The sequence below is a fragment of the Galactobacter sp. genome, assembly GCF_022712295.1.
In the GTDB taxonomy this organism is placed as follows: Bacteria; Actinomycetota; Actinomycetes; order Actinomycetales; family Micrococcaceae; genus Galactobacter.
The window spans coordinates 1-5,987 of the sequence record NZ_JALAGT010000137.1; the positions used below are offsets into that span (position 1 = coordinate 1).

The 5,987-nt window shown below is 64.6% G+C and carries 6 protein-coding genes; 1 reads left to right on the top strand and 5 read right to left on the bottom strand.

Going from position 1 to position 5,987, the window contains the following annotated elements:
- Positions 1 to 165: 165 nt before the first annotated feature.
- From ccsB to Q0A15_RS10280, 5 genes are read right to left on the bottom strand one after another with little or no spacing between them, the layout of a single operon-like run.
- Complete coding sequence (ccsB, locus tag Q0A15_RS10260; protein WP_291279434.1) at positions 166 to 1,251, bottom strand: c-type cytochrome biogenesis protein CcsB; 1,086 nt, start codon at positions 1,249 to 1,251, stop codon at positions 166 to 168.
- A 17-nt stretch (positions 1,252 to 1,268) separates the two neighbouring features.
- The gene (locus Q0A15_RS10265; protein ID WP_291279435.1) at positions 1,269 to 2,945 is read right to left on the bottom strand and encodes a cytochrome c biogenesis protein ResB; all 1,677 of its coding nucleotides are present in this window, start codon (positions 2,943 to 2,945) and stop codon (positions 1,269 to 1,271) included.
- Between the two features lie 56 nt (positions 2,946 to 3,001).
- Positions 3,002 to 3,760 (bottom strand): cytochrome c biogenesis CcdA family protein, encoded by a 759-nt coding sequence (locus Q0A15_RS10270; RefSeq protein ID WP_291279439.1) that lies wholly within the window; start codon positions 3,758 to 3,760, stop codon positions 3,002 to 3,004.
- Positions 3,760 to 4,380 (bottom strand): TlpA disulfide reductase family protein, encoded by a 621-nt coding sequence (locus tag Q0A15_RS10275; RefSeq protein WP_291279436.1) that lies wholly within the window; start codon positions 4,378 to 4,380, stop codon positions 3,760 to 3,762. The genes Q0A15_RS10270 and Q0A15_RS10275 overlap by 1 nt, the downstream gene beginning before the upstream one ends.
- A gap of 3 nt (positions 4,381 to 4,383) precedes the next feature.
- Positions 4,384 to 5,043 (bottom strand): histidine phosphatase family protein, encoded by a 660-nt coding sequence (locus Q0A15_RS10280; RefSeq protein ID WP_291279437.1) that lies wholly within the window; start codon positions 5,041 to 5,043, stop codon positions 4,384 to 4,386.
- Between the two features lie 235 nt (positions 5,044 to 5,278).
- On the opposite strand from Q0A15_RS10280, the gene Q0A15_RS10285 reads away from it, so the two are divergent.
- The gene (locus tag Q0A15_RS10285) at positions 5,279 to 5,812 is read left to right on the top strand and encodes a YceI family protein (protein WP_291279438.1); all 534 of its coding nucleotides are present in this window, start codon (positions 5,279 to 5,281) and stop codon (positions 5,810 to 5,812) included.
- Positions 5,813 to 5,987 lie beyond the last annotated feature (175 nt).

Sequence of the window (5,987 nt, forward strand, 5' to 3'; positions counted from 1 at the left end):
CCCCACACCTCCCGCCCGCGCCGTCGCCCCCCCGACTACGCCCTCGGCGGGGCCCGAGCCCGATTCCCGCGACAACCCCCTCGTGGGGGGGCCCCGCCCCACCCGGGGGCACCACCCCTCTTTACGTGCTCTATCGGTTGAGCCGCATAGCTGTATTCAGCAATGTCACACCCCGGCGTAGGAGTGGAAGCCCGGGAAGATGATGTTCACGGCCGTGAAGTTGAAGACCACGCAGCCGAAGCCGATGATGCTCAGCCAAGCCGAGGGGACGCCGGTCCAGCCTCGCGTGGCACGCGCGTGGAGGTAGCCCGCGTAGACCACCCAGATGATGAACGTCCAGACTTCCTTGACGTCCCAGCCCCAGTACCGGCCCCAGGCCGCTTCCGCCCAGATGGCGCCGAGGATGAGGGTGGCGGTCCACATCACGAACGCGATCGCGTTGACGCGGTAGGACATGTTCTCCAGCGACACGGCGGAGGGAACCATACGCATCCACGGCAGCTTGTCCGGCTTGCCGGCGGCCAGGCCGCGTTGACGGTAGGTCTGCACCAGCTGCAGCACGGAGAGCGCGAAACTGATGGCGAACATCGCGGACGCCAGAACGGCGATCGAGACATGGATGATGAGCCACGGCGACTGCAACGCCGGGATCAGTGGCTGCACGGGCGTGGGGAAGCCCATGGTCGCGGCGCACATCATGATGACCACGAGCCCGGAGATGAAGACACCCATGAAGCGGAAATCCTTGAAGATCAAGGACACCAGGTACACCACGGCCACCACGAGGGCACCTGTGGTGAGGAACTCGTACATGTTTCCCCACGGCACGCGGCCAGCGGAGATGGAGCGCATGACCACGGCCGCCAGGTGAACCACGGCGGCAAGGATCAGCAGTGCGATCGAGATACGCAAGGAGTCCCGCCGCGGTGCAGCGGAGTCGTAGCTCATGTCGTCGTCGACGAGCTGGCCGTCCACCGACGCGTTGCGGTGGGTGGTTCGATCGGTGGTGTCCGACGACGCGGCGCCCCTAATGGGGCGCGTCACCTGCCCGACCCCGACGAGTTCCTTGGCCTCCTGGGCCTTCAGCGACGCCTCGAGTTCGTTCACGGTCCGCGAGGAACGGATGAGGTCGATGGTGTAGGCCACGAAGGCCGCGGCGTAGGCGATGCAGGCGAGCAGCATCAGCAACTCGGACGTGCGCCCGAGTTCCAGGTTGATCTCGGTGGCTCCGTAGGCCAGGACGGTACCCATAGTGATGATGCTTCCTCTCAGTCGCGCAGCGTGCGCTGCACTCCGTGAACCGTGGAGACGACCTCTACCCCGGTCAGACCCGGGAATTCCTTGGTCAATGCGTCCCGTAGCGCCTGTGCCTCCACGGCCAGACGGGGATCCTCACCCCTGGCCAAGAGACCGAGTTCGATGATACGCCCGGAGTCTGAATCGGCGGGTGTGAGTTTGACCCACACGCGGCGCCGCGGGATGAACAGGCTGGTGACCAATCCGAGCACGGCGAGGCCTGCGAAGACACCGACCCAGCCCTTGGCCGGATCGTGACGGACCTCGATCCCTATGAAACGGTCCACCCCGGTGAATTCGATGGTTCCCTTGCCGTCCGGCAGTTCGTAGGTCTTCGCGTCACCTTCACGTCCCAGCGTGATGCCACCGGCCTCGAGCTCACGATTGTTGAGTTCCTTGAGCTTGGAGGTGTCCAGCACGTAGACGTTCTGGGGCTTGCCGTCATCGAGCCCCAAGTCCCCGTAGAAGGAATTGAGGTTCAGCGTGGGCGCCAGGGCGTCGGGATCCGCCGAGTAGGCCACACCCTGTGAGTTCAGCGCCGTGGTCGGAAGGAAGAAACCCTGGAAGGCCAGTTGGTCCGGTTTGGCGTCCGGCACCTTGATGACACTCAGGGAGGTGTTCATGGAGTCCTGCGACTGGGAGACCACGGACTCATCGAAGACCACGTTTCCCTCACCATCGCGCACCTTCACGTGCGGGGCGTAGCCGTTGCCGAGCAGATACACATCGCTGCCGTTGATGCGCAGCGGGTGATTGGGCCGAATCGTTGCCTTGCGCCATTTGGCTCCCGGCTCGTCCTTGACCAGCACGTCGGCGCTGAAGGCCACGGGAGTTCCGTACTTGCCGTCCGAGCGTTCCTGGCGGTTGTACTCCACGCTGAACTTCTCCAATTTCACGGAGAACGGAGCAAGCGACTCCGCATCGGTTCGGTGCCCGGGCGAGAACTGGTCGTAATCGATCAGGGTGTTGGTGAAGCCCTGTCCCTCCACGAGGGCACGCTGCCCGGAGTACCCGAACAATCCGCCCAAGGCCACGGAGGCCAGCACACCGATCAGGGAGTAGTGGAAGAGCAGGTTGCCCCACTCACGCACGTATCCGCGTTCGCCTGCGACCGAGGCCCCCACACGGGCCTCCGGCTCACGCACCTGGACGCGATAGCGTCGCTTCTTCAGGATCCGAGCGATACGCGCTTGAACATCGGCATCCGACCCCACGTCGTCGGGCAGGAGCAGGCGAGAGGACTCCGGGAGACGAGCGAAGCGCGCCGGGGTCCGGGCCGGTGGTCGGCGGGAGGCTGAGACATGCTGTTTGGTGCGTGGCAGCACACAGCCGATCAGGGAGATGAACAACAGGATGTAGATCGCGGAGAACCACACCGAGGTGAACACATCGAAGAACTGCAGCTTGTCCAGCAACGGACCCCAGAACGGGTTGTCGTTGATGTACTGGACCACCTGTTCGGGGCTCTGATCGCGCTGCGGGAACAGGGATCCGGGAACGGCAGCCACCGCGACCAGCAAGAGCAGGAAGAGGGCCGTGCGCATGGTGGTCAGCTGGGTCCAGGCCCAACGCAGCATGCCCCAGAACCCCAGTGCAGGGACGGCGACATCACCGTTCTTGGATTTCTTGGACGGCTTGTCCTTGGTCATGGCTTCCTCCTTCCCGCTGTTCTTCGCTTTCGGTGTTGTTTCGTCCTGCTCATGGCTCACAGTGGCAGCACCACCGAGTTCTGGAACCAGCCTTGCAACGAATTCATCCAGCGGCCCCACAGTCCGGTGGCCATGAGCAGACCGAGCAGGATCAGTACGCCTCCGCCGATCCGCATCACCGCGAGCTGGTGTCTGCGGAAGAAGGCCAGAGCCTTGGTGGCCTTGCCGAACGCCAGCGCCACGAGCAGGAACGGGATCCCGAGTCCCAAGCAGTACACCAAGGCAAGCAGTGCGCCGCGAGTCGCGTCTGCCCCGGAGCCCCAGGCCAGCGCCAGCACCGCGGAGAGGGTGGGACCCATGCAGGGGGCCCAGCCCAGCCCGAAGGTCAGACCGAGGACCGGAGCGGCCCAGATGCCCGCAGGGGGTTTGGAATGGATTCGCGCTTCCTTCTGCATGAAGCGGAAGCCGCCCATGAACACCACGCCCATGACGATGATGACCACACCGAGGATCTGGAGCACCCAGGGGTACCGGTCCGCCTGCAGCGATGCACCGATCTGGGCGAAGACCACGCCGGCGAGAACGAACACCACGGAGAAACCCAGCACGAAGAGTCCGACGCCGGCGAGCATCCGCCCGCGCTTCCGCTCCGCCAGATCCGCACCGGCCAATCCGGTTACGTAGCCCAGGTATCCGGGCACCAGCGGCAGCACACACGGGGACAGGAAGGAGAGCAGCCCGGCCAGGGCCGCGATGGGAATGGCCAGCAGCAGCGGTCCGGAGAAGACTGCCTCGGCGCCGAAATTGGCGGCGATCACTTCGAGTCTGCTCCGCCGGGCAGGGCCGACTTGATGAGGGCGCGCAACGTGGATTCCTCGGTGGCGCCAAGCACACGTGCCGTGATGCGGCGGTCCTGATCCAGCACCAGCGTGGTGGGGACGGCCTGCGGGGGCACGTACTTGGTCAGCGCGAGCAGCACTCCCCCGTCCACGTCTCGAATGGAGGGGTACTCCAGCTCGAAGGTCCGATCGAAGGCCTGAGCTGCGGCCTTCTCATCGCGAACGTTCACCCCGATGAACTGCACGTCCTGGTCCCTGAACTCATCACTGAGCTTCTTGAGTGTGGGCGCCTCCGTGCGGCACGGCGCGCAGGCCGCGTACCAGAAGTTCAGCACGGTGGCCTTGGCGGTCCACGTCGAGGCGTCAACTGTCTCGCCGTCGAACGTCTTGGCGGTGAATTCCACCGGCTTCGAACGGGAATCGCCTGCATATTCTTGGACGGTTCCATCGCCCGCGATGTAGCCCTTGCCGTCTCCCTTGCGCGCCTGTTGGGCAAGGTCTGATTCCTTGCTTGAACAGGCGGCCAAGGACAGGGCAAGTCCCGCCAGTCCTGCGACCCCCAAGAGATTGCGTCGGCTGAGGTCGTCCTTCTTCACAGCTCAGGCCCCCGGAATATTGACGGCGCCGACCAGCAGCTCGGCGGCAGGTTCCGAGTAGTCCAGGCCCACGAAATTCCCGTCCTGGAAGTGCAGGGAGGTCACTGAGGCCAGAGTGCAAACGCGACGGCCGGCATTCAGACCGAGCGAGCGGCCTTCTGAGGCCAGTCGTGTGACCCAGATGGGCAGCTGGTGGGACACGATGACGATCTCGTCGGCTTCACCCTGAGCCAGGACCTGGTCACGGTGATCAGCCACAGCACCGGCCATGCGTTGGACCTGGTCGGCGTAGGGCTCACCCCAGCTGGGGCGTAGGGGGTTGCGCAACAGCGGCCAACGCCGTGGGTCACGCAGTCGCTTGGCCACCTTGTTGAGCCCCTGCAGCTTGGAGGCGGCCTCGATGACACGCGGCTCCACGACCGGTTCCAGTCCCAAGGCCTCCGAGATGGGCTCGGAGGTCTGCCGGGCGCGCAGCAGTGGAGACGTCACGAGCCTTCCGACGGCGGCACCGTCGGCACGTCGCTGCGCAAACCAGTCCGCCGTCATGCGGGCCATGTCGTGGCCGCGCTCGGACAGACCGAAATTGGGCAGGCGACCGTAGAGCACGCCGTTGGGGTTGTGAACCTCCCCATGACGCACCAGGTGCACTATCGAGGCAGACATGGCCTCATTGTCTCAAAGCGCGTGCACATCCGAGAAACCAGGAGCCATGAGCGGGCTGTGAGATATCCGTGATTGTGAACGTAGATCGTCACATCCCTTTTGCTCCTCCACCGCATTGGCCAGACTGAAGTGAGGCATGACACTGGACATATTTGAAGGTTCATGCTTATAGTTGATGCATCAACCAACGCGGTGAAGGCCGCGGACGACTTCGAAGAGTTAGGACGTACTCACCATGAGCATCCCCGCAGAACTGAACGGCACCTGGAACCTCGACCCCACCCACGCGACCCTGGGCTTCGCCATCCGCCACGCCGGCGTCTCGAAGGTCCGCGGCCAGTTCAACGACTTCACCGGATCCGCCTCCACCGAGAACGGCACCGCCTCCGCCGAGGTCGAGATCAAGGTCGTCTCCATCGACACCCGCAACGAGGGCCGCGACGGTCACCTGCAGTCCGGCGACTTCTTCGATGCTGAGCAGTTCCCCACCATCACCTTCAAGACCACCGCCGTGGAGATCGACGGCGACGACGCCAAGATCACCGGCGACCTGACCATCAAGGGTGTCACCAAGTCCATCACCCTCAAGGGCGAGTTCAACGGTGTGGCCGACGATCCCTTCGGCGCCCACCGCACGGGCTTCTCGCTGACCGGCTCCTTCAACCGCGGCGACTTCGGCCTGACCTGGAACGCTGCTCTGGAGGCCGGCGGCTTCCTGCTCGGCGACAAGGTCAAGCTGGACCTCGAGGCCGAGTTCGTCAAGGCCTGATCACAGCCCTATCGCCGCGAGCCGCCAAGGCTCCCGACGACGACGGGCCCGCAAGCTCTGGTTGAGCTTGCGGGCCCGTCGTCGTTCCCGCGTCCGTCGCAACTCGATAGGCTGGTGCCATGACGTCCGACGGCAATGGTTACGGAACAGGTCCCGACGAGACTCCGCGCTACGG

Bases quoted from the DNA above. Each gene is read 5' to 3' on its own strand.
- ccsB (WP_291279434.1), bottom strand. From the start codon at position 1,251: ATGGGTACCGTCCTGGCCTACGGAGCCACCGAGATCAACCTGGAACTC.
- Q0A15_RS10280 (WP_291279437.1), bottom strand. From the start codon at position 5,043: ATGTCTGCCTCGATAGTGCACCTGGTGCGTCATGGGGAGGTTCACAAC.
- Q0A15_RS10265 (WP_291279435.1), bottom strand. From the start codon at position 2,945: ATGACCAAGGACAAGCCGTCCAAGAAATCCAAGAACGGTGATGTCGCC.
- Q0A15_RS10285 (WP_291279438.1), top strand. From the start codon at position 5,279: ATGAGCATCCCCGCAGAACTGAACGGCACCTGGAACCTCGACCCCACC.